Genomic DNA, 21,899 nt, shown 5'->3' with positions numbered 1-21,899 from the left:
ATCATGAACATGTGGAACCTGTCCTATCCAGTCTCACCGCGTAGTGAGTGCAAGCCAGCTTTTGTCTCTTCATCGTCCAAGCAGATTTCCAACCAAATCATTAAGTCTCAACGAGTATCCAGCAGCTTCAAGTTCGTCTCGAATAAACCTACGTACGCTCTCGAAGCGGACTGATTTTGGGAGTTCAAGTCCAGCGACGAAAACCGCGCACTCACCTCCAACTTCTACAAGTTCCCTATGTAAACTATTGCTCTCATCATATTCAGGGATCGGTAGTTTCCAAACATGCTTGTGAAAATCTCTGGGATTGTGTTCGCCCCTCGATTGGAGTGGTCGAACCCGTTCAGTCGTGATCGGGGCATTCAAGACGGTAACCAGATATTCCGCTTCATTGCTTGTATTCGTCGCACACCAATAAAGTTTGGTGTCAATTAGGATCGCGGAGTCGTCGATGCGAGCGGCTGACAAATACGTGCCAGAGGCACCGTAGACCACACGAGTACTTGCGGTACTGATTTGGTCAGTCAACTTGTTTCGGTAGTTAGCTTGTTCGCTGAGGCTGAGGCGAGCGCTGGCGCGATTTTCAGACCAAACTTCCTCTGCAGATCGCCACCACTTAGCCATCCCGGGAAAATGATCCAGTCGTTCATCATCGGCAGAAAGCAGAGTGTTGTTCTCTAAGGGAACCACTACTGTTTGCGAGTTCCGAACTAAAAAAGGTGCAATCGACTCTCCAAGTAGCATCTCGCGGATGAACTGGGACTCAACAGATCCTTCGAGATCGGGGAGTTCCTTCCAAGGCTTTTTCTCTTGGTTTGATCTTGCAGATTCAACTGCAACCCATCCAGCACCAGAGCCCAATGGATTTGTATTTGAAACGTGAACCGAAAACAGCATGCGAGGTACCAGCGATGCGCCTTGATTGAAGCGAGGATGATAAGGGCTGAGTTGTGCATCATTAGTATTTGTCTCGGTCCCCGGTTCCACGCTGATGTGGTCCTCTGCCTCCGACCAATTCGACCCGCTTGATGGCAAGCGCCCAGCCCACCTATCTGGTGGCATTGTCAGACCGGTCGGCGCATTTTCGTTTCTTGTCCCGAAGATCGCGCATGCGGGCACCGGGAAGAAGGCTGGTTTCACAGCATTTAGCGACCATGGCCTTTCAAAGGCTAATCCAACTGGTTCACGAGGGCTGGGATAGGAGCCGGTCCGAAAACCTTTAAACTGAGCTCGCGTAAGTGCGGCCTCGGGCAGAACAAAACCAAACCGCCCAGCAGACCTCAAATAGAGTTGTGCAACTCGACAAACAAAGAGTGATGATAGATCTTGGTTGGTCGCAACTGATGCCCCATGCCACAAACCGCGTGCTTTCGACATTTCCTTGAATGCGTTTTGTACCTCCTCCGGCATGAAACGATAAGAAAGCCAAGGTGGGTTACCAACCAACACGTCGACTCTGTTCCCTGACCGGCTTAGCCACCTGGGTCTAGCGACATTCCGGACGTAGTACCCCCAAATATGGTCTCGCCCTTGATCATGCAGTGAGCACATAAGGGAAAACGTTTCAGACAAAATACTTTTATCTTCGCTGGATATACCATATCGCCGAAAGGTGGCAGCCAACGACGGTACCGCTGAACCCGCCGATCTTTGATGCACACGTTCGGACATCTCCGCCACAAGTCGATCGAACACACCAGCATCGTCCAGTAGCCTATCAGGAAACTTGAGTTCTTCGGGAATGAGCGTCATCCCTGAAGATGTAGGGATGGTCAGCATGTCGTGTCCGAAGATATCCTCCGACGCGCCCCATTGCATACTGTCACCAAGAAATACAGGGATAGTAATTGCTGGTCTGTCTGGACGCCTTAGTCGCTCTGTGCCCAGAGCTAGCAAATAAGTTACGCGAGCGAGAGTGACGGCAACTGGATGAATATCGATGCCAAATATGTGTTCAACAACACTCGAAGTTTGCTGAGCATCTCCGATTCCTGCTTCTTTGGCGGCGCGCAGGTGACACCGAATAGCATGAAATAGAAATGTTCCCGACCCGCAGGCCGGGTCTAGAACTGATTGGTCCAATGGGCTGTCGATCGCAGTTGATACGACCTGTTCCGCAAGCCAGTCAGGCGTATAGTATTCTCCAAGCGCTTTGCGTTGTTCGGGGCTGATTACAGACTCGTACAGTACCTTCATCACATCATGTTGGGCATCACTCCAATTGAACCTAGACAGCCGTCGGGCCAAGGATCGAACAAAGCGGTCACCACCAGGAACTTCTATTATCCAGTCGAAAAAATCAGCCTCAACAACCCCATAAATTTGAGCCTGCGAAAAAAGCGCTCCAGTTACCATAGATGTCGGATTCTGACTCGATAGATCAAAGCCAACTACGGCGTGTGCAACGATTTCTGCGGAAAGCACAAGAAGCGTATGTTCGACAAACAACTCATCAGTGTCGGGAAACTGCGTTCCTAGTGCAGTCGTTAAGAGTTTTGCCCATAGTTCTCTTTTCAAAGCGACTGTTGGTAACTCTTTGTGACGAGAATAAAGATCCGCGATGCTTGATCGATCCAACGAGTGGGCCGAGCTCTTTTCTCCGAGCCTTGACTTAATGTTGGTTGGACTTGGCGTAATGTTCTTGGCCGTTGCCAAGAAGCCCTCAAGCCAAAAAACAAACTGGTCTATGCTGTCAGGCTTGCTCTCCAGTCGAACGGAGGAAACTTCGATCAGCTGGGCATTTTCCGACAGGTGGAACCCCGACCACAAGATGCCATCAGTCAAAATACCGGTGTAGCGCTGCCCAAGATCATTGCTTCTCGTGGCCACATAGCCAGCCAACTGAGAAACGGCCTCTTTGCGCAGGCTTTCCCTTCGCAGATCTTTCTTTACTTCGATAACGCTGAGTCCAATCTCAATATCGATCCTTCGACCGTCACCCACGGGAACTTCCAGCGGAGCGTCCAAAAAGTCTTCTTCGATATCAAAAGGAGCCGTCAACAAAAGTTGGCGGATGTCAGCCTGTATGGTTGCTTCCGAACGCTCGAACGATCTGTCCGCTAGTCGTTCTACGATACTCTTGATAGCTTGCTGTTCACTCACGTTCTTCCCTGCTCTAGGCCCCTCGGGGCCACCCTACTGAAGCAGATGGAGATGGGGAACCGGTTTGGCGCAAGCATTTGAATTTGTTTTCGGTTGAGCCCTCTGGATCTCAGGTTCAGATTCTTGTAGCGAATGACCGCTAAGCGGGCTGCAGCCGCAGCACCTTGACCGCGTGTCCAAGGTCCGGAATGGGCCGGTCACGATGATCACGATGCAACCTACTATTGAATTTCGAGGCCGCGAGAACTGCTACCAATCATCGACAACGGATGAGTGTCTATTTGAAGCCGGTAGGTCGGGCGTTCCCCAACATCAGTCTACGCGTGTTAACCATTCTGACCTGGGTGGTTCACAGTAAGCGAGGAGCTTTTGCCGCACTGGATGCGGAACGTCGGAGCCGCCGCGCGGGCGGCTCCAATGCAGTTAGTGCTCATTCAGGAAGTCGTCGACTTCCTTTTGAGCTTCTTCCTTGGTCTTGCCGTACTTGGCCTGGATCTTTCCTTCCAGGACCTGCCGGTTGCCATCGATCTCGGTAATCTCATCGTCGGTCAGATCGCCCCACTTGGCCTTCACATTGCCAGTCATCTCTTTCCATTTGCCTTCGACTTGGTCCCAATTCATCTGATTTCCTTCTCTGATATCGGGCAGCGTGCGGTCACCCGTCTACGTGCGGCGCTGCCTTTCGGGTCGTAGAGGAGTTGATATGTGACGGCGAACTGCCCACGCGCATCAGTGCACTTTTGGCGGCTTGGCCAATCTCAACCGCATGATCACAGGTAAGACGCGATCTATGATCTCACCATGACATGGCGCCTGCAGCATCGCGTTTCAATAAACTAGAATAACTATCTCCTGATCATCGCGCGTCAAAGGACCAATCGCGGGCCGATTACCTGGTTAGCCGGCAACAGCGACACTGACGGTCTGCGACCGCAGAGTCATCGGCCCGAACCCGCTGAGAAACGCAACCTCTGCGGCATCCAGCCCGACACCGATCCGCACGATTTCATCGGCCCGCGCCATGCCCGTTGCATCCACCAGATGCCAGGTCCCGTCCAGAAACACTTCGACAACGGCGTGGAAATCCTGCGGCGTGACGCTCGGCGCGTAAACACTGGCAAAACGAGCCGGGATCGCCGATGCCCGGGCGAGTGTGATCAGCACGTGGGCGAAATCACGGCATACCCCCTGCCGCTGAACGAAGGTATAAATGGCGGTGGTCTGCGCGGTGCTGGATCCGGCGACGTATCGAAACCGTTTAAAGACCCAATCGCGCATCGCGGCAATCCGGGCGCCCCCATGATATCGACTGAACTCCGCCGCGACGAAGCTCTGCAACTGATCGGCAGGGCAGAAACGGGACGGCATCAGGTAACGCACAGCATCGCCGGGAAGGTGGTGCACCGCGACGGCGGGCAAGGTCGAGATATCCAGCTCCGGTCGCTTCACGTCGAGCTTTGCGGTGTAAATGCACGACAGGTCGCCACTGGTTTTGAGCAAGCTTCGCTCTCCCATTCCGGCCTCGGCGGCAACCCGGGCGATCTGCTGCAAGTCGCCAAGATCCAGGTTTTCGTGCACCACCGATTGATCCGCGAAGCTGGGCGCCTGAATCTGAAGGATGAGATCGATCGGTGTGTCGATCTGATAATCGAGCTGAACTTCGATGTTGAGGTGCATGAGTGTGACTTTCGGTTGACCGATTGGGGTTTGGTTATCTCGTCGAGGACCAGCAGCACGCCGATGACAGTGCAGACGCCGCCCTGAAACGAAAGTGGAGGAGCTTGAATTGCCTGTCAGTACGCCCTCATGTTACCTTCAAGCATGTCGTCATCCTATGAAAGCTGCCTAGTCAGCCGCCTGTCTCGGTTTGTTGATCTCACCGAGCACGAATGTGTGTTCATTGCCGAGCTGGAAAAGGATGAGCACCCTCGCCAAAAGGGCCGCTCCGTCGTGAGTGTCGGTGATCCGACCGATGGCATCATGGTCCTGAAATCTGGATGGGCGGTCGTGAAGTACGATACGTCGGATGGTCGCAGCCAGATCTTGCGGGTATACCTACCGGGCGAAGTGATGGGGCTGGCCGAGATTGGATCCTCCCATGCTAACCACCGCATCGTAATGCAGACCGACGGCATTATCTGCCCATTCCCTCGCAAAGGCCTGGCCCCGATGTTCTCCGACTATCCCCGACTGGCAGCCTTGCTGCTGGCAGTGGGAAGCCTGGATCAGATTGCGCTTCGCCACCACGCAGGATGCCTTGGTGCCATGGACGCGACTGACAAGCTGAAGTTCTTCTTGCTGCAGTTACGGTCCCGCCTGGAGGTGGCCAATGTGGGTTTAGGCAATCGGTTCCAGGTTCCGTTCAGTCAGGTCGAGATCGGGCAGGCCGTAGGCCTGACCTCCATCTACGTTAATAAATTGCTCCGATCCTTCGTCAATGCCGGTGAGATCGAGATCGAGCGGCCTTACGTCCGTCTATTGGCCCGTGATAAGTGGGAGAGGGACGTCGAGTTCGTGGACGCCTTCGTTGACATGGACACAACCTGGTTCCCGTCCGCGCTTGAGCCGGGGCCCATCGGCAAGCTCGACACTGCCGAGCCTACCTGAAGACTCATGCCTGTGCCTTTTCATTGATGCCGCCGGTGGCCAGATCGGTCATCGTCCGGTCGCCCTCATATGAAGCATCCAGGCACTCTTTCAGCGCGGTCACGTCCTCGGCCAGATCCAGGCGCTCCGCAAAAGCCGCGAGGCATCCGTAGCCCGCAATGGCGTAGTGTACGAGCCGCTGATACTGCGTGATGATCATGGCGTCGCGGGTCGCATCCTCGCCGAAACTCTCGTCCAGCGCGTGGGCACGGGCTTCTTTGACAAGCCCCTCCATACCTTTGCAATGTTCGCCACTTGATTGTTCGTCATGCCGCGCGGCAATCCCTTCCAGCGCGTCAATGCCGGCTTGAATGCCGTCTGCGCCCGCCTGCAGCGCGTATTTCAGGCCAGTATCGGTGGCCGCCTCCGCCATCGCTTTGGCGACATCCAGCGCTTGCGAGTTGGCGCTGTAGATGTCCTTGAGTTGATCGACGTAGAGGTCTTCCAATGTGTCGATGGTCATGGTGTTTCCCTTCAAGGCCAGGCCACCACGCTACCCACATACTCCTCAGCCGATAGGCCTGATCGCGCAAGTAGGCGCCATAACTCGGCAAACCCTAAACCAGATTAGCGCCTGCGCCCCGCAAGGACGCAAGCGAGCCGTTACGTTGGAACATGCGGGGCGGCCGCCGTCGTGCCCCGGTTCTGGAAAAGGTGCCTCATGAATAGCGTTTTCTACTTGATCGGATTGATCGTCGTCGTTTTGGCCGTTGTCGGCTTCATCCTCTGACCCTGAATTGGAGATCACTTATGTCGACCCCCAAGAAGCCTGCCACCGAGCAGGTAAAACAAGCCGCAGCTGACGTGGCCGAACAGGCCAAGATCGCGGCCAGTACCGTTGCAAAGGATGCCGCCGACGCTGCGCGCGGCCAGGCGGACGCGGCCAAATCATCCATGGCCGACGAAGTGTCCGGCGTCGCCTCTGCGTTGCGCACCGCTGCCGACGAATTGCGCAGCGGCTCCCCGCAGGAGCGCACGTTCGGACAGATCGCGGAGGGGCTGGCCGACGCGTCGGATGCGATGCGCGAAAAGGATCTGGGTGAGCTGGTGCGCGATGTCACGACCTTCGCCCGTCGCAACCCAATGGTGTTTTTGGGCGGCGCATTGTTGATCGGCTTCGCGGCGACCCGCTTTGCCAAGGCGTCGAGTGAGCCTGAGACGGCCTCCCTCCCCGCGCCTGACCAGTATTCCAACATGCACGGAGATGTCTGATGAGCGATGATACCACACACAAGAGTGCCGGGGGACTTCTGTCCGATGCGCTTGGCAACATCAGCGGCCTGGTCCGGAGTGAGGTTGATCTGGCCCGCGCGGAAATCAGCGAAAACCTGACCCAGGCGGGTGTCGCCATCGGCTTGATCGCCGGTGCCGCAATCATCGCGTTGGTCTCGCTTAACGTGCTGGCCGCCGCTCTGGTCGCCGCGTTGACGGAACTGGGCCTCGATGGCGGTTGGGCGGCATTGATCGTCGGCGTCCTGCTTGCCGGGATCGCGTTCGCGTTGATCACCAAGGGCATTAATGACCTGAAACTCTCCAGCCTGGCCCCGACGCGGACCGTGAAGAACGTGAAGCGCGACGCCGCAGCCGTGAAGGAGGCATACGATGACAAATGAGACCCGCTCCCCCGAAGAGATCGAACGCGAGATCGAAGAGCAGCGCTCGGACCTGACGTCGAATATCGAAGATTTGCAAGACAAGTTCTCGATCGACACCATCGTGCGCCAGATCGGCGACCAGTTCCGCGAACATGGCGGCGATATGGGCCGGTCGATCAGCGAACAGGTCAAGGCAAACCCCGTGCCACTGGCGCTCACGGGAATTGGCCTCGCGTGGTTGATGTTCGGCAGCGGCAAGGGTCCGTCCGTGGGGTCCTCTGCGCGGGTCGAGCATGACGGCCAAGATAATCATCGGTTGGTTGACTACCCGGTTCAACGCGAACGGCCCGCATCACTCGCAACACGCGGCAGCGTAGGGTACGACAGCATACCGTCATGGGCACGCGACGATGAGGGCGACAGCTCCTCGGTTAAGGAACGGGTTGCGGATGCCGCCTCCGGCGCGCAGGACCAAGCGGCGAAAGGTGCCGCCGCGGCCAAAGCAGGCGTAAAGTCGTCAGCGCAATCGGCATCCGACACGGCGTCGAGCGTGGTGGGCAAAGTGAGCGATGCGGCCGCATCGGCCAAGGCAAGCCTCGCCGACAGTGCCAGTACCGCCCGCGATAATCTGTCAGCCGCAGGTCAGCGGATCGCGGAAGGCACGGAAGCGCTGTCCGAGGACGGCCGCCGTCGTGTGATCACCGCCCGACAGAAGGCGATGGAACTTCGTCGCCAGACAGCGCGTTCTGTCCAGCAAGGCAGTGATGCCGCGGCGGATTTCTATGACCGGCAGCCTCTGGTCGTGGGCGCACTTGCCGTCGCTATCGGAGCGGCGTTGGGTGGGGCGTTGCCACGCAGCAAGGTTGAGGATGATCTGATGGGCACCCAGAGCGACGCACTCTTCAGCGAGGCCGAGCGGGTGTTCGAGGAAGAGAAGGCGAAGGCCATGGCCGTCGGTCAATCGGTGAAAGAGGAGGCTAAGGACATTGCGTCCGAAACCAAATCCGACCTCGACAGCGGCGCGCCGGGCGAAAAATCTGCTGCGCAAGCGGTGAGTGACAAGGCAAAGTCAGCCGTCCACCGGGTGGCAGATGCGGCTGAGACCGCAGCGAAGGACGAAAAGTTGGGCAAGCCCAACACATGAAAGATATCGGAGGGGGCGCATCTATCGCGCGCCCCTCCGAACACCAGAAACGGAAGGTCTACTCCATGGCACGCGGTCGCACTGCCGATACCCCCAGAGACATCCCCGCAAAGGGATGGAAGGACATAGCCTTTCGTTTGAAGGACGAAATCTCCGAAGATCGCATCGGATTGATCGCTGCGGGTGTGGCCTTTTATGGACTGTTGGCGCTGTTCCCCGCTGTCACGGCGATCATGGCTATTGGCGGGCTTTTGATCGAACCCAACGCCATTGTTGAGCGGCTTGAAAGCATGGCGGGCCTGTTGCCGCAGGAAGTCATCAATATCGTGACGGCACAGGCGACCGAGGTGGCCGGTTCGCGCGAGGGCGGGCTCGGCCTGGCGGCAATTCTGGGCATCCTGATTGCGCTCTATTCCGCATCCAAGGGTATGGCGAGCCTGATGCAGGGGATCAATGTGGCCTACGATGAAGACGAAGACCGTGGCTTCATCAAACTCAAGTTTGTGACTTTCGGGCTGACCTTGTTCCTGATGTTAGGTCTGTTGATTGCCCTGATGGCGATGCTAGCCTTGCCGGCTGCCTTGGCACTGCTGGACCTGGGCCCGGTTGTGGAGGGCCTCGCCACCCTCGTGCTTTGGACAGCCCTCCTCGCGCTCACGATCTGCGGGTTGTCGGTTCTCTACCGCTACGCGCCCTCACGCGAAGACGCCGAGTGGAAATGGGCCTCTGTGGGCGCTGTTGTGGCCTGTCTGGTCTGGATCATCGCGTCAGCGGGCTTTGCGTTCTATGTTAGCAACTTCGGTTCTTACAACGAAAGCTTCGGGACGCTGGCCGGCGTCATCGTGCTTCTGATGTGGTTCTGGATTTCGGCTTTCATCATCTTGCTGGGCGCCGAATTGAATGCGGAGTTAGAGGCGCAGACACGCAGGGATACAACCACGGGCCGGGACGAACCCATGGGTGCACGGGGTGCCGTCAAGGCCGATACGTTAGGTGAGGCGGCAAATAGCGGTTAACTCTTGAACAATCGACCGTCGAGTTGGGCCCGAGACCCGGTTCATTGCGTCTGGCAGGTCGCTCCGCGAAATCGGCTTCAGTCGATCATGCGACCAAAGCCGGCCGGTCGGCCAAAATAGGAACAACCAAATGATTGACCGCAAGGCAACTCCACCGGAACCGATCGCCGCCGCGTCGGAGGACCGAGCGTCAAGGGCACTGGGCAGGCTCGAGATCCCGATCATCGGCATTTTCGCCATCTTGCTGCTGCAAGGCCTGGTCTGGGCCAGCGACTTTCTGATCCCACTCATAACCGCCTGTCTTGGCTACTTTGTCCTGAACCGTCCCAGACGCTGGCTGGAGAAATTGGGCATTCCCCCCTTTGTCTCGGCCATCTTGTTCACGACGGTCCTGACCGTCATGATCGCGTTGTTACTTGTTCAATTGAGCGCACCCGCCGCCCAGTTCATCGAAGATCTGCCGTCGCTGATCGAACAGATACAGGAAAAGTTGCGGGAATCCGGCGGCACGCTTGAGGCGATCAATGACGCGACTGTCGCCGCTGAAGAGATAATCGCAGATCAGGATCAGGCAACGGTCGCGGTTGAGGTCGTCTCTGATACAGGGCTGGTTGCCACGTTATTCAGCATGGCACCTGGCTTTCTGAGCCGCATCATGTTCGCCCTTCTACTGCTGTTCTTCCTCATTGCATCTGGCGACATGTTTTTCACTAAGACTGTGCAGAGCTTTGATCGCTTCCGCGACAAGCGCCGCGCTGTGGAAGTGCTGCATTCGGTGGAAGATCGTCTTGGCTACTACCTCGGCGGGATAACCGTGATCAATTTCGGCCTTGGGATCGCCGTTGCCATTGCGATGGCATTGTGGGGCGTGCCGGGCGCCCCCGTCTTTGGTTTCATGGCATTTTGCCTGAACTTCGTCCCGTTCCTCGGCGGGCTTCTGGGCGCAAGCATCGCCGCGGCTGTGGCCTTCGTCAGCCTTGACGGGACGTGGATCGCCGCGGGCGTTTTTGCGACCTACGTCATTCTGACCTCAATCGAGGGGCAGTTCGTTACGCCTCTGCTTATCTCTCGACGGATGCGGTTGAACACCACCGTCGTGTTCCTGACGGTGGCGTTCTTCGCCTGGATCTGGTCGGTTATGGGGATGGTGGTGGCGTTGCCCATCTTGATCGTGGTCAAGATAGCCTGCGACGAGACGGAGTCGTTGAGTACCGTCGGGCGGTTCCTGGGCGGCCTTGACGACGACGATCCGGACGCGTTGGAAAAAGCGAAAGCCCGTTAAGCGCACGATTGGCGCTTAACGGGTCGCGAGCTAGGCTCTGCCGCGGATCAGACGAACCACGTAGATCAGCAAGCACGCCCCGGCGGCGCCAACAACCAACTGACCGATCGAGCCGCCAAGTGTGTTGCCGATGACCATGAACAAAATCCCGTTCAATACCAAGGCGCCCGATATCCCGAGCACGATGTTCATCAGCAAACCCATGTCGGATTTCATGATTTTCTCAGCGATCCAGCCTGCCAGCGCGCCGATGATCAACGCTCCGAACCAACCTATTCCAGTCATTGTCGCAATTCCTTTTGAGATGCCCCGCCATTGGGCGAGTTGAGATCCGGCACGTCGAGCCGGAATGAAAAAAGCTGCCGCCAGACATCCGGCGACAGCACTTCGTGACATACCCATCATGTTTCGATGGGAGCGCGCTTAGCCTTCGTATTCTGGCTGTGCTTCCAGCGCCTCTTGCGTGGCGTCGATGTAGACCCGCACATCGCCATCACTTTGCAAGATCGTCAGTTCTTCCATCGTCACGGCCACGTGGTGTTCGCCTATACCCAGAAAGCCACCCACATCGATCACGGCTCGGTCGATCATGCCGTCATCCGTCAGAAGCAGCTCGCCAATTTCGCCGATGTCCTCATCTTCCGAACCATAGACGCGGGCACCCGTCAGCATCTCGGAGGTCAACTGCTCAATGTCCGCGGGCTCATAGCCTTCGCGCGTCACGGCTGGCGCGGTCAACCTCATGCGGTCGTCGGCGTCGCGCATATCCGCATCTGCCTCCATGTCCACGTTGGTACCACGGTATTCGGGCGCATCTTCAACGCCCGCCACGCTTGCGCGTACAACGATGAAATACTCGTCCGCATCTTCCCCGTCGGAGACGAACTGAAGCTGCGACATGTCGATGGCGACCTCACGCTCGCCGATACCCAGGAAACCACCCACGTCGACGATAACAGACCCCACTTCGCCAGCGCGGGTCAGGACGATCTCATGGATTTCTCCGATATCGTCCCATTCACGCTCGCTCTCCGGGGGCAGCATGCCATCGCTCATGTCCATTTCGGATACGTAGACGCGGCTTCCGATCAATTCCGACGCGTTGAGGTTAACCTCGGCATCGAACTCCATGTCAGAGAACGCAGAGGTGTGACCATCGGCATAAGCCGTAGTCGCAAGCGCTAGCGCGGTGGCCGCGCTAGCAAGCAGGGCCATGGCCGAAAGCCGTGCCAATCGATTGTTCGAAACTGTCATTGGGTATTCCTTAGTTATGCAACAGGGGCGAGGCACGGCAGCAGGACCGCCGCCACAACTTCAAGGCCCTTGGCGCGGGTTAACCTACACGCCGCTCCATCACCGGGATTGAGCGTAGTGTTCCATCGTCCCTTCATCAGGACGATGGCGATGCCTGCACGTTACCGCCGCGCCGAGCGGAGATGTGACGAAGAGCACTAATCTAGGACAAGGTTTTTCAGGAAGTTTGGGGAAAGGTTCGCACAAGTCGGCTCATCACTACGTAGAAAGCTGGATCCGCGCAGGTTCGGCGACACGATTCAAGGTCAGATTCCAGCGGCGGATGCTGATCGATGCGTATCATGCGCATTTAAAAATCAATTGCTAGTATCGCATGCTATGCTTAATCCTGTCAGCGGCCCCGAGGAGCAGGTGTCTTCCATCTTAGTTGTGCCGCAGATTTATAGGCCCGATCCAAAATCGGCCTTCTGTGAGACTGAAGTGGCGAGCTGACCAGCGTGATCAGAACCGACATTCTTCAACTTTTAGCTATCGCGCAGCTTGTGGTTCTGGCTGATGATAGGCGGCTTTGCTCCATTCCTTAACCCTGTTGCCGCCCGGCGGTTGATGCCGAATGACCCCTAGATCTGATATTCAGCTCCGACGTCTGCTTTGGGAATGCCGCAGCGCAGTAATGACTAAGTCATCAACGTCGGCTTGGGGCCGTGAGTGACCGTCACCAAGATAGTTGGCTGTCTGGATGCTGTGCCGCATCCGATGTCTGGAACGAGCCAAACTTGATCTATTGTGCATAGTCGCCGAACGGTCGCTTTCCCAAAATCGCTCCGGATCCGATATGTCCGTCGAGCATTTACCGCGCTTGATACTAGTTCGATGCCGCAGTCAGTCGTTCTTGCGGGGCCAGATCAAGCTTTCAGGCAAGTCTGTGAACAGCGAAGAGAAGATCCCCTTCTTCGGATAGCTCCTCGGTCAAATGCGTTGCTGCGTTGCCATACTTTGGTGACTTCCTTGCGGTCTTCGTTTCACGCTCTTTCGGCGCGCAACAACCGACTTTCGACACGGCATTGAAGGTCATATGGAATAGGAGAGTCCCCGGCTGGATCATGGAGCTAGCACGTAGTTTTTTTCAACTCTCTGGAAGGACCTGCCTATGTTTCAGTCGCCGAGCGTAGCCTGAAGCTCAGCGCGACGGGACTCTGATACCAGCGCAGCCTCGACAGCAACTCGGTTGAACTCAATGAGATGGTCTCGCCCGTATCCGAAAGCGTCAGCGATCTTCTGATACTCATCCACAAGTGTTGTATTGAAAATCGGAGGGTCATCCGTTCCGATTGTGATCTTCAAGCCCGCCTCAATCAGGTGCGGCAACGCGTGGTTCTCGATCCGATCCGCGACCCCGATGCATAGGTTGGACGTAGGGCAGACTTCCAGAACGATGCCACGTTCTTTCAACAGCGACACGACGGAAGGATCTTCCAGTGCCGTGACACCGTGCCCGACACGTATGGCATTCAGTTGTTCGACAGCTGCGCGAATACTCTGTGGACCGCCTGTTTCGCCAGCATGGACTACGGCAGGCACACCAGCGTCCCGCACAAACTCAAAGGGAGTGACATAGTTCTCTGCAGGGTGCGGCTTCTCGTACCCTCCCAATCCCAAGGCGATGACCAAGCCGTCGCCGTGAGCGTCAGCGACCCACTGTGCCGTTTGCATAGCCTCCGCGTCACTGACCATGCCGCGGGCAATATCAACAATAACACCGAACGTTATGCCGTGCCGCGAATAAGCAGCGTTTGCCGCGTCGCGGATCGCGCCAATCTGTTCGTCGAAGGGGATGCCGGCGGTTTTGTAGTGTGTGAAGGCCGTATATGTCGCCTCGGTATGTATAATGTTTTGCTCGGCCTGACCGTCGAGGAAATCAACGGTAATGCGGTGAATATCTTCTGCTGACTGGATGCATCTAGAGGACGCCTGAAACACCTGTGCGAAATGCGGGAAGTCAACGAATTCATACCATTTGTCGAACTCTTCAAGGGTCTTCGGCGGTAGGTTCACTCGGTTTTTGGCGGCGAGATGCATCAGCGTGGCGGGTCTGATTGCACCTTCGAGATGCACGTGCAATTCAACCTTTGGCATCGCAACAATGTCGCTTCTATCCATTCGACTTTTCCCATTCCTAATATCAAGAGTGTTGCTCGTTTCTCGGCTAACCCTCGTCAGCTTTGAGCCGCGCGGCGAGGATCGCGAGGAGTGCAACGCCAGACGCCAGGCCAGAGCAAAGGGCGAACGTTCCGGCCATCGCGAGTCTGATCCTCTGCGCTTCGTCTGCGATGCCGGCGTCCAAACCTGCAAGTGACCAGAAAACGCCGCTGATGGCGCTGGCTCCCAAGATGAAACCGAAGTTGCGACTTAGGTTGAGGACACCGGAGGTCACTCCTCGGTCCTTTTCCAATGCGTTTTCCATCACAGAGGTGTTAAGCGCGGCTAGAAAAACCTGATAACTGGGCGACAAAAGCATAAAGGCAGCGATGAACCCACCAAGCCCGAACATGAAGGGCAGGCCCGCCATTGCAGCCGCTGCAATAGTTACCGCAAGCCCGCCAATCATGACAGCCCGACCAGACCCAATTTTTTCGGTCAGCCGTCCGGCCGGTACGCCACACAGCGCGGAGGCGATTGGACCAACTGACATGGCCAACCCCATCTGGTCGGTCGTCAACCCAAGCCCGACTGTCAGGAAGAACGGGCCGACGACAAGGATGCCCATCATGACCAGAGACACGATAGCGTTCATCACGAGACTGAGACGCAGGTGCGGCGACTTCAGCAATTCAAGCGGTAGGATTGGCGTGCTGGTGCGATGCTCGACAGCCGAAAACCCCGCGTATGCGATGAGCGTGACTGCCAAAAGCAGGAAGGTCACCGCATCAAAGCCGCCGGTCATATCAGAAATGAAGAAGGTGATTGCAGCTATGAACACGGCCAAAGTGCCCGCACCACCAAAATCGATTTTGGTGCCGGTATCGGCGTGTTTGCAGTCCTTGAGAAAAATCAGGCACAGTGCGAGAGCGATCCCAGCGACGGGTATCTGCAACACGAAAACGGCGCGCCACCCAAAGCTGGCGACTATCGCGCCCCCGAGAGCGGGACCGGACGCCGTGCCGATGGCCGACAACGTTCCCATCATCCCCATCCATCTTCCGACTTGGCTCGTCGCTACGGTATCGCGCACCTGCGCCAGAGGCATCGCCATCATTGCGGCCGCACCTGCCCCCTGGATCAACCGGCTGGCAACCAGAACTGGAAGCGCGGCTGCGTAGAAAGCCAGTGCCGCACCAAACATGAATAGACACAACCCAAAAACAAGGGTTACCCGTTTGCCGAAAAGATCGCCCGCCCGCCCAACTGGCACGATGAACGCCGTCGTAGCGAGAATGTAAGCCGAGACAACGAATGTTGTGTCGAGGCTGGACCCTCGGAAGTCATACGATAGCTCGGGCAACGTAACTGCCGCAGTGCTGGTCCCCAAGGACGCTAGAGCAACTGATAAACTGGGGCCAATCAGGGTCGCCCTTCCACCTTTTTCTTCGTCTGTTTCTGTTCGGATGGTCATGCGCACTTCTCCGTTGCATGAGTCGAGCGAGGAGCCTACGACTTGAAGTTCAGTTCAAGTCAAGGACACCACGATTGGAAAAACTTCTGGACATAGCCGAAGTTGCTGACCGCTCCGGGTTAAGTGCGTCGGGTCTGCGATATTACGAAAAGAGGAAACTCATTGCGTCTGTTGCTCGAAACGGGCTGCGCCGACAATACGAACCGGATGTTCTGCAAGAGCTTGCACTGATCACGCTTGCGAAATCTGCTGGTTTCACGCTCAATGAGGTGGGCGCGGTGCTACAGCGACCTGGCGCTACGGTCATTCCGCGTCAGGCATTGCTAGACAGGGCCGACAGCTTGGAGAGGCAAGCGGAGCGACTGGTAAATCTTGCGCGTATGTTGCGTCATGTGTCGAACTGCCCTTTCGAGAACCACTTCGACTGCACTCGCTTCCAGAAACTGTTGAAAGTCGCAACAAGGGTTTCGGAGCGCTGATGCTCTCGGGTTTGATACCCGGCATCATAGCCCTCGTGCGAAAGTGGAGTTTGTCCCGCAACCGGTGAGTTAGCAGCGTCGCTGATTATTCTGTAACAGCTAAAGTCTTGTGTGGATGGCTCCTTTATAGCAAGACTTTTTTGAGCTGAGTTGTGCGCTGGTCAGAAGCAGTCATGTGTTCGGCCTGTTTGGGCGGTTTTGACCGCTGGCCCTGATGGGTTCCGCAAACCAGGCCCCTTACAGCTTATCGGGCTGTGATGCCCGAGACATTCGGTAGGGTGTTCTGGTTTTGGCGGCTGACTTTTGCACCATCATCTCGCGGGTCTTGCTAGCTCGATGTTCCTTTCGTCTCCGGCGACAGCGCGTGGGTTGTAAGGTTCGTTGCGGGTGAGGACGGCCCAGACGATCCGGGCTGTCTTGTTGGCCATCGAGACAGTTGCGACGCGAGCAGGTTTGCGTTCGTGCAAAGACGTCAGCCACTTGCTGGCGCGTTCCGGATGGGATCGGGTCTGCCGGACCAGTGAGGTCATGCCGACGACAAGCAACGATCGCAGATACTGATCGCCCATGTTGGTGATCCGACCAAGCTTCTCTTTCCCTCGGCTGGACTTGTTTGCCGGTGTCAGCCCCAGCCAAGCTGCAAATTCTCGACCGTTCCTGAACTGATGACCATCTCCGATGCTGGCGAATATGGCAGATGCCGTCACTTCGCCAACGCCAGGGATCGTGCGCAACAAGCGGACACGCGCATCTTCTTTGGCGACCTGCTTCAGGCGATTTTCGTACCGGCGAACCCGCTCGTGTAGAGCCATGAGCTGTTCGGACAGATTGCGGATCACCTCGTTGGCAATGTCTGGCGAGTCAAGAAATTCGCCCAAGGTGATATCCTCAGCAAGACCAATCACGCGCGCCAGCCCTCTGGGGATGTAGATGCCAAAGTCGGTGACCAGACCACGCAAGCCATTGATCAATCGCGTCCTTTGGCGAACAAGAAGATCACGCGCCTGATGCAGTGATAACAGCGACTGCTGCTCAACGGTCTTGATCGGCACAAAGCGCATCGTCGGTCGGGTCACTGCTTCACAGATTGCGTCAGGGTCGATTGCGTCTGACTTTCCTCGCTTGACGTAGGGTTTCACATACATCGGCGGGATCAAACGCACCTCGTGGCCCAAGGCGGTCAACTCGCGGACCCAACAATGGGCGCTGCAGCAAGATTCCATGCCAATCAAGCAGGGTTCTAACTTCGCAAAGAAGGGCAAAAACTGCGCCCGCCTCAGGGGCTTGTTGAACACCACTTCCTCCGTGGCGGCGATCCCGCGGACTTGGAATACGTTCTTCGCCAGATCAAAGCCGATAGTAATAACTTGCATGGGGTGGCTCCTCTCATAAGCAGACTTCGACATCTGCACTATGGCGCATTTCAACGCCAGGTGGAGCAGGAGCCATCCACCCCATCAGCTTTGGCGGGCCGCACCGGAGCATCTAGCAAGGAAACAGAACGGCAGGTAATGGGATGTACCGGCTGCTTCACCCAGCAGGTTAGGCTTGGCCTATTTCACCTGCAGGTAGGAGAAGTAGCATGGCGAAGAGTGAGATTGACGAACTGATGTCGATAGGCATCGATATTGGCAAAGACACATTCCATATCGTGGCATTTGACCCTGATGGTCACCTGGTCATGCGCAAGCGGATCAAGCGGTTGGCTCTTGTGGCGACCTTCGAGAAGTTGCCGCGTTGTGTGGTGGGTATGGAGGCGTGCCTGAGCGCCTATTTCGTGAGCCGGACGCTTCGCAAGATGGGCTTCGAGCCTCGGATCATTCCAGCGATCTACGTGAAGCCGTTCATCAAGGGCCAGAAGAACGATTACAATGACGCCGAGGCTATATCTGAGGCAGCGTTAAGCCCCAATCTGCCAGTCGTTCCAGAGAAAAGCGAAGAGCAGCTCGACCTGCAGGCGTTACATCGCGTTCGCTCGCGCCTTGTGTTGCGCCGAACTGCGTCGATAAATCAGATCCGCGCTTTCTTGATCGAGCAAGGCATCACGGTGCGCAAAGGTCTGCGCGCCTTGAAGAATTCCTTCGGAACGATCTTGGATGAGCGCAAGGACGAGATATCACCGCGCATTCGCACGATCTTGATCGGCCTGTATGGAGATTGGCTTTGGTTAGATGATCGGATTGATACGGTTTTCAAAGAGATCGAGCAGATCTGTCGAACAGAGGAGAACTGCATCAATGTCATGACGTTGCCTGGCGTTGGCCCGATGATCTCAACCGCGATGGTCGCCGCCATCGGGACAGGCGAAGCTTTCGGGCGAGGACGCGACTTTGCGGCCTGGGTGGGATTGGTGCCCAGGCAATACAGCACCGGAGGATGAACGGTCCTCGAACGCATCACCAAACACGGCAGTCGATATTTGCGAATGCTCTTCGTCCAAGCTGCCAAGGTTATCTTGATGCGGACCAATCGATGGCCGGACTTCAGCTTTGGCGATTGGTTGATCAAGGCCGCAGAGCGGATGAACCGAAACAAGCTGCCGTTGCCTTGGCCAACAAATTGGCGCGCATGGCCTGGAGTATTTTAAGACACAGAACGGCGTTTGATGCGCCAAGGGACGAGATCGCCATCGGCGTCTAAGCCGGATCGACCCAAAGGAGTTCGCGATAGATAGAAAGCATGGAACAGAACAATTACGCCCCCAGAGTCTAACGGCCCAAACGGTCATCATGGATCTTGCCGGCAATTAGATCACGGTGCGTGCGTAACCCCAACAAGGCCACGGCCCGCGTGCCGACCAACAGGCCGGATACATATGAGCGACTTCCGAGAACATGCCAGAAATCATTTGCGAACAACAGCCGGTACATACATTGGGCCGCTAATGCGGTGCGTGGGACGTTCAACCGCGTGGGTGCTGCGCTGCATCCTAGGTCGGCTCAGAGCTCAGTGTAATCGATGCTGCACGGTGCACCAATGTCCGCTCCACCGGAAGTCGACCAAAAACGCGCCAAAATCAATCCGAGTTCTGCCAAAGGTTTGTAGCACAGAATTTTTCTTACGTTTGTAAGCGCATCGCCGCCCATAACAAAAACGACCGTTTTTGGCGCATAGGTATTGGCATGGGGTTTATGTCCGAGCTGTGGGTAGACAGGCACCCGTTGTTATCAGATCAGAGATAAGCCTTCCATTTGGTCTTGGGAGCACTAGCCTGGCTACATGCTTTCAATCCGATGGCTCTCTAGAAAAACGCGAAAGCTCACGGTGTCCGACTTTGCGGCACGAAGCTCTTCCGGTCCGAAGGCAAAGTTCACCCGGTTATGCCAGCCGAGTTGCTGTGCGAACTCTGGCACCAGCTTACGGAACATAGCCGCCGGAATCCGCCAACTCTTGGGGCGTTTTCCCGTAACCTCGCGATAGGCGCGTTTCATTTCCGGCACGGTCATCACGTCGCCAGCCAGGTTGATCTTGCGACCACTCCACCCGTCGAGATCAGTGAGAGCTTCGGCAACGATCCAGCCGAGGTCTTTGATCGCCAGCATCTGAAATTTCGTGTCGGCCTTGAGCGATCCGGCAAGAACGGGAAACAGCAGATGAGGCTTCATCTCGGGGTTCAGAAGATTATCCATGAACCAAACAGTGCCGAGAAGCGTCCAGGCCAGGCCACTTCGTTTGATATCGCGCTCTAACAGAGCTTTGGAAACGAAATGCTCAGGCCCGCCCGGCGTGTGACCATCGCCCATGCTGGACTGGACGATGTGGCGCACACCCGCTGCCTTGGCGGCCGCAATTACGTTCCGGCCCTGCTCCAACTCTCCGACCAGACCGATGCCGGGTGCATAGAAGTCCTGAACCGAAAAGACCCCTGCAACACCTTCGAACGCCGGTTCCAGGGTGGCCGGGCGCGACAGGTCGCCCTCGACAACGTCCGCGCCCTGCTTCGCCAATGCCTTGGCCTTGGATGATCCGGCCCGGCGGGTGAGCACGCGGATCGGTTGGCCCCGCTTCAGCAACTCGCGAGCGACAGCGCCGCCTTGAAGCCCTGTTGCACCGAGAATCAGATAGGTCATTGGCCGACCTCCCGCGCAATAAAGGTTTTTAGAATGGCGGATACCTCTTCGGGCCGTTCGACTACCGAGATGTGTTTGCCTCCGACCGGTTCAAAGTGGCCCTTTGGCGCGAGCAAAGCGGCCTCGGCTTGGACCGAGATCGGGTACATCTCGTCTTCCCTCCCGGCAATCACGAATGTCGGCACGCTTAACTCGGCCATGCGATCTTTCAACGGCTTGCCACGCAGAATGACAGATCGAATTGCAGCGGCCAAATGTGACGGTTGCGCGGCTCTTAGCATTGCATGAAAGGACGTCGTGTAGGTCTGATTTGCCTTTAAGACTTCTGGCGTGAAGAAGCTATTTGCGACACCATCCCGAAAGAAGGCCATGGGCAGCATCCACCGCGCACCGCTTGCGATAAAGCGCGCCTTAAGACCGGGTTTTGCAGCGTCGATCTCCATGGGTGTGTTCATGAGAATAAGCGCCTCGACACGCTCAGGTGTCGCCAAAGTGAGATGCGCGGCTGTGATGCCGCCCCAGGACGTCCCGCCGATGATGGCGCTCTGAAGACTGAAATGATCCATGACCTGGCCCAACGCATTGGCGCAGGCTTCCATCGAGAACTCCGTTTCGCCTCCCTCGCTCCGTCCGTGGGCGGGGCCATCGATCAGTAGGAACCGATAGGAAGTGGCCAGACGGTCAACGATCCCGTCATAGATTCGATGATCAGTGAAGATGGACGGCCAGAGCAGGATCATTCTGTCTCCGGTCCCTGTTTCCAGAACGTGCAACCGCCCCAGTTCCGTCTCGACCATGTGAGAGATACGCGTAGCGGGTTCAATTCGTGTCATGGCATTCATCGTGCGCCTCCAAGAGTAATCATTGATTACTTAAGGTGGCTTGCAGCAAAAGTAAACATTGATTATATATGGCGTCATGACAGAGACCAAGCCCCGCAACGCGCATCACCACGGAAATCTAAAGGAAGCGCTTGTAACCTATACACTTTCTGCGGCAGATGACGGCACCTTATCCGATTTATCCGTACGCAAGGCCGCGCGCGATCTTGGCGTCTCTCCAGGAGCCGCCTACCGCCACTTTCCCGACAAGGATGCACTGATGCGCTCTGTAGCAGCGCGGGGATTCGATGCCCTGGCAGACACTTTTGAGGCCGCAGTGCCATTCGAAAGCACCGCCAAAAGTGCAGCGGACGCGCGCGCGAGGTTCACCCGCCTAGCAGTTGCCTACGCCGCATTCGCACGCTGTCGGACAGAGTTGTGGCGGCTGATGTTTGGGCCCCAGGGGCTTGCACCGGCACCCATCTCGGGCAGACCTTCAACCTACGATTGGCTGAAAAAATGTCTCCACGAGTTGGCGGCGTTCGACGTCATCGCATCATCACGTTCTGAGCATCATTTCTTCGCTTGGTCGGCCATCCACGGGTTGTCTGATCTGCAAAGCTCTCCTGCGATTGTCGGAGAGACAGCCGAAGCTTCCATCGAGCGGCAATGCGATTTGATAATCGCCGCTCTTGCGCAGGTGCATGGAAACTAGAAAGCTCGATTCTCCGTCAGAAAACTAGCTCGTCTAGCAATTCAAAGTGCTCCTGCGGACACCTTTAGCGGGCGTCTTGGCACGGCCAAGGATGCCAAAACTCAACCGTTTCTGTCACCGGCGAAAACGACCGTTTTTGACCTGCCCCGTTTGCCCAAAGCT

19 protein-coding genes and 1 pseudogene are annotated in these 21,899 nt (G+C 56.6%); 9 read left to right on the top strand and 11 right to left on the bottom strand.

All coding sequences use genetic code 11. From position 1 onward, the window contains the following. Positions 1 to 69 precede the first annotated feature (69 nt). The 3 genes from V8J81_RS00190 to V8J81_RS00180 form a co-directional block, all read right to left on the bottom strand. Complete coding sequence (locus V8J81_RS00190; protein ID WP_368473741.1) at positions 70 to 3,102, bottom strand: N-6 DNA methylase; 3,033 nt, start codon at positions 3,100 to 3,102, stop codon at positions 70 to 72. 423 nt (positions 3,103 to 3,525) lie between these two features. Beyond that, positions 3,526 to 3,723: a CsbD family protein gene (locus V8J81_RS00185; protein ID WP_368473740.1), complete on the bottom strand. Its 198-nt coding sequence runs from the start codon at positions 3,721 to 3,723 to the stop codon at positions 3,526 to 3,528. A 276-nt stretch (positions 3,724 to 3,999) separates the two neighbouring features. After that, a complete protein-coding gene (locus tag V8J81_RS00180) occupies positions 4,000 to 4,779 on the bottom strand; it encodes a transglutaminase-like domain-containing protein (protein ID WP_368473739.1) in 780 nt (259 codons plus the stop codon). Positions 4,780 to 4,923: 144 nt separating this feature from the next. Here V8J81_RS00180 and V8J81_RS00175 point away from each other — a divergent pair, with 144 nt between their 5' ends. Then, entirely contained in the window at positions 4,924 to 5,709 is a 786-nt protein-coding gene (locus V8J81_RS00175) for a Crp/Fnr family transcriptional regulator (protein WP_368473738.1), read from the top strand. Between the two features lie 4 nt (positions 5,710 to 5,713). Here the strand turns inward: V8J81_RS00175 and V8J81_RS00170 are convergent, their stop codons facing one another. After that, complete coding sequence (locus V8J81_RS00170; RefSeq protein ID WP_368473737.1) at positions 5,714 to 6,211, bottom strand: DUF892 family protein; 498 nt, start codon at positions 6,209 to 6,211, stop codon at positions 5,714 to 5,716. Positions 6,212 to 6,498: 287 nt separating this feature from the next. Between V8J81_RS00170 and V8J81_RS00165 the strand changes: the two genes are divergently transcribed. The 5 genes from V8J81_RS00165 (at position 6,499) to V8J81_RS00145 (ending at position 10,785) form a co-directional block, all read left to right on the top strand. Next, on the top strand, positions 6,499 to 6,960 hold the full coding sequence (locus V8J81_RS00165) for a hypothetical protein (RefSeq protein WP_368473736.1): 462 nt from the start codon (positions 6,499 to 6,501) through the stop codon (positions 6,958 to 6,960). After that, a complete protein-coding gene (locus V8J81_RS00160) occupies positions 6,960 to 7,361 on the top strand; it encodes a phage holin family protein (protein WP_368473735.1) in 402 nt (133 codons plus the stop codon). Before V8J81_RS00165 ends, V8J81_RS00160 begins: the two co-directional genes overlap by 1 nt. Continuing rightward, positions 7,351 to 8,487 carry a DUF3618 domain-containing protein gene (locus V8J81_RS00155; protein WP_368473734.1) on the top strand — a complete coding sequence of 379 codons (1,137 nt, stop codon included), beginning with the start codon at positions 7,351 to 7,353 and terminating at the stop codon, positions 8,485 to 8,487. The genes V8J81_RS00160 and V8J81_RS00155 overlap by 11 nt, the downstream gene beginning before the upstream one ends. A gap of 65 nt (positions 8,488 to 8,552) precedes the next feature. Next, positions 8,553 to 9,503 carry a YihY/virulence factor BrkB family protein gene (locus V8J81_RS00150; RefSeq protein WP_368477567.1) on the top strand — a complete coding sequence of 317 codons (951 nt, stop codon included), beginning with the start codon at positions 8,553 to 8,555 and terminating at the stop codon, positions 9,501 to 9,503. A gap of 130 nt (positions 9,504 to 9,633) precedes the next feature. Further along, positions 9,634 to 10,785 (top strand): AI-2E family transporter, encoded by a 1,152-nt coding sequence (locus V8J81_RS00145; protein WP_368473733.1) that lies wholly within the window; start codon positions 9,634 to 9,636, stop codon positions 10,783 to 10,785. 30 nt (positions 10,786 to 10,815) lie between these two features. Here the strand turns inward: V8J81_RS00145 and V8J81_RS00140 are convergent, their stop codons facing one another. The 4 genes from V8J81_RS00140 to V8J81_RS00125 all read right to left on the bottom strand — a co-directional run bounded on the left by V8J81_RS00140 (position 10,816) and on the right by V8J81_RS00125 (position 15,652). After that, complete coding sequence (locus V8J81_RS00140; RefSeq protein ID WP_368473732.1) at positions 10,816 to 11,070, bottom strand: GlsB/YeaQ/YmgE family stress response membrane protein; 255 nt, start codon at positions 11,068 to 11,070, stop codon at positions 10,816 to 10,818. A gap of 138 nt (positions 11,071 to 11,208) precedes the next feature. Further along, complete coding sequence (locus V8J81_RS00135) at positions 11,209 to 12,039, bottom strand: PRC-barrel domain-containing protein (RefSeq protein WP_368473731.1); 831 nt, start codon at positions 12,037 to 12,039, stop codon at positions 11,209 to 11,211. 1,155 nt (positions 12,040 to 13,194) lie between these two features. Beyond that, positions 13,195 to 14,175 carry an adenosine deaminase gene (add, locus tag V8J81_RS00130; RefSeq protein WP_368473730.1) on the bottom strand — a complete coding sequence of 327 codons (981 nt, stop codon included), beginning with the start codon at positions 14,173 to 14,175 and terminating at the stop codon, positions 13,195 to 13,197. Positions 14,176 to 14,245: 70 nt separating this feature from the next. Beyond that, positions 14,246 to 15,652 (bottom strand): MFS transporter, encoded by a 1,407-nt coding sequence (locus tag V8J81_RS00125; RefSeq protein ID WP_368473729.1) that lies wholly within the window; start codon positions 15,650 to 15,652, stop codon positions 14,246 to 14,248. Between the two features lie 74 nt (positions 15,653 to 15,726). On the opposite strand from V8J81_RS00125, the gene V8J81_RS00120 reads away from it, so the two are divergent. After that, complete coding sequence (locus V8J81_RS00120; protein ID WP_368473728.1) at positions 15,727 to 16,131, top strand: helix-turn-helix domain-containing protein; 405 nt, start codon at positions 15,727 to 15,729, stop codon at positions 16,129 to 16,131. 311 nt (positions 16,132 to 16,442) lie between these two features. Here V8J81_RS00120 and V8J81_RS00115 read toward each other — a convergent pair whose 3' ends face one another. Beyond that, positions 16,443 to 17,504: an IS110 family RNA-guided transposase gene (locus tag V8J81_RS00115; RefSeq protein WP_368473727.1), complete on the bottom strand. Its 1,062-nt coding sequence runs from the start codon at positions 17,502 to 17,504 to the stop codon at positions 16,443 to 16,445. Between the two features lie 209 nt (positions 17,505 to 17,713). Here V8J81_RS00115 and V8J81_RS00110 point away from each other — a divergent pair. Next, positions 17,714 to 18,771 (top strand): annotated as a pseudogene (locus tag V8J81_RS00110) (IS110 family RNA-guided transposase). 575 nt (positions 18,772 to 19,346) lie between these two features. Here the strand turns inward: V8J81_RS00110 and V8J81_RS00105 are convergent. After that, on the bottom strand, positions 19,347 to 20,201 hold the full coding sequence (locus tag V8J81_RS00105) for an NmrA/HSCARG family protein (RefSeq protein WP_368473726.1): 855 nt from the start codon (positions 20,199 to 20,201) through the stop codon (positions 19,347 to 19,349). Next, positions 20,198 to 21,034, bottom strand: coding sequence for an alpha/beta fold hydrolase (locus V8J81_RS00100; RefSeq protein WP_368473725.1), 837 nt, complete (start codon positions 21,032 to 21,034; stop codon positions 20,198 to 20,200). The genes V8J81_RS00105 and V8J81_RS00100 overlap by 4 nt, the downstream gene beginning before the upstream one ends. A gap of 85 nt (positions 21,035 to 21,119) precedes the next feature. On the opposite strand from V8J81_RS00100, the gene V8J81_RS00095 reads away from it, so the two are divergent. Then, positions 21,120 to 21,737: a TetR/AcrR family transcriptional regulator gene (locus V8J81_RS00095; protein ID WP_368473724.1), complete on the top strand. Its 618-nt coding sequence runs from the start codon at positions 21,120 to 21,122 to the stop codon at positions 21,735 to 21,737. Positions 21,738 to 21,899 lie beyond the last annotated feature (162 nt).

Origin of the sequence: Gymnodinialimonas sp. 202GB13-11 (assembly GCF_040932485.1) — a bacterium.
GTDB lineage: Bacteria > Pseudomonadota > Alphaproteobacteria > Rhodobacterales > Rhodobacteraceae > Gymnodinialimonas > Gymnodinialimonas hymeniacidonis.
The sequence above is the reverse complement of the archived record's forward strand: the minus strand, read 5'-3'. Positions and strand labels throughout refer to the sequence as shown.

Excerpts from the sequence above, each read along its gene's own strand:
- V8J81_RS00115 (WP_368473727.1), bottom strand. The coding sequence starts at position 17,504 with ATGCAAGTTATTACTATCGGCTTTGATCTGGCGAAGAACGTATTCCAA.
- V8J81_RS00150 (WP_368477567.1), top strand. The coding sequence starts at position 8,553 with ATGGCACGCGGTCGCACTGCCGATACCCCCAGAGACATCCCCGCAAAG.
- V8J81_RS00140 (WP_368473732.1), bottom strand. The coding sequence starts at position 11,070 with ATGACTGGAATAGGTTGGTTCGGAGCGTTGATCATCGGCGCGCTGGCA.
- V8J81_RS00170 (WP_368473737.1), bottom strand. The coding sequence starts at position 6,211 with ATGACCATCGACACATTGGAAGACCTCTACGTCGATCAACTCAAGGAC.
- V8J81_RS00105 (WP_368473726.1), bottom strand. The coding sequence starts at position 20,201 with ATGACCTATCTGATTCTCGGTGCAACAGGGCTTCAAGGCGGCGCTGTC.
- V8J81_RS00175 (WP_368473738.1), top strand. The coding sequence starts at position 4,924 with ATGTCGTCATCCTATGAAAGCTGCCTAGTCAGCCGCCTGTCTCGGTTT.
- V8J81_RS00180 (WP_368473739.1), bottom strand. The coding sequence starts at position 4,779 with ATGCACCTCAACATCGAAGTTCAGCTCGATTATCAGATCGACACACCG.
- V8J81_RS00125 (WP_368473729.1), bottom strand. The coding sequence starts at position 15,652 with ATGACCATCCGAACAGAAACAGACGAAGAAAAAGGTGGAAGGGCGACC.
- V8J81_RS00100 (WP_368473725.1), bottom strand. The coding sequence starts at position 21,034 with ATGACACGAATTGAACCCGCTACGCGTATCTCTCACATGGTCGAGACG.
- add (WP_368473730.1), bottom strand. The coding sequence starts at position 14,175 with ATGCCAAAGGTTGAATTGCACGTGCATCTCGAAGGTGCAATCAGACCC.
- V8J81_RS00155 (WP_368473734.1), top strand. The coding sequence starts at position 7,351 with ATGACAAATGAGACCCGCTCCCCCGAAGAGATCGAACGCGAGATCGAA.
- V8J81_RS00160 (WP_368473735.1), top strand. The coding sequence starts at position 6,960 with ATGAGCGATGATACCACACACAAGAGTGCCGGGGGACTTCTGTCCGAT.
- V8J81_RS00185 (WP_368473740.1), bottom strand. The coding sequence starts at position 3,723 with ATGAATTGGGACCAAGTCGAAGGCAAATGGAAAGAGATGACTGGCAAT.
- V8J81_RS00135 (WP_368473731.1), bottom strand. The coding sequence starts at position 12,039 with ATGACAGTTTCGAACAATCGATTGGCACGGCTTTCGGCCATGGCCCTG.
- V8J81_RS00095 (WP_368473724.1), top strand. The coding sequence starts at position 21,120 with ATGACAGAGACCAAGCCCCGCAACGCGCATCACCACGGAAATCTAAAG.
- V8J81_RS00145 (WP_368473733.1), top strand. The coding sequence starts at position 9,634 with ATGATTGACCGCAAGGCAACTCCACCGGAACCGATCGCCGCCGCGTCG.
- V8J81_RS00165 (WP_368473736.1), top strand. The coding sequence starts at position 6,499 with ATGTCGACCCCCAAGAAGCCTGCCACCGAGCAGGTAAAACAAGCCGCA.